This window comes from Pseudomonas sp. 30_B, from assembly GCF_017491605.1.
Classification (GTDB): Bacteria; Pseudomonadota; Gammaproteobacteria; order Pseudomonadales; family Pseudomonadaceae; genus Pseudomonas.
Genome location: NZ_JAFGYY010000578.1, coordinates 1 through 226, shown reverse-complemented (window position 1 = coordinate 226; position 226 = coordinate 1). Strand labels below are relative to the sequence as shown.

Here is a 226-nt window from a genome sequence, read left to right as displayed (position 1 = left end):
GGAACCAGTCCAGCCCCGAGAACATCTCGTTGGACACCTGGCCCGCTTCGATATGTCCCGGCCAGCGGATCATCGCCGGCACCCGGAAGGCGCCTTCGTAGTTGGAGTTCTTCTCGTTGCGGAACGGGGTGGTGGCCGCATCCGGCCAGGACCACTGGTTCGGGCCGTTGTCGGTGGTGTAGACGACGATGGTGTTGTCGGCGATCTTCAGGTCGTCCACCGCCTT

The 226-nt window shown here is 63.7% G+C and carries 1 protein-coding gene; it reads right to left on the bottom strand.

Annotated elements, in window-relative coordinates; genetic code table 11:
* The coding region (locus tag J5M67_RS29465) for a sulfatase-like hydrolase/transferase (RefSeq protein ID WP_207888787.1) at nt 1-226 on the bottom strand (226 nt) is incomplete at both ends.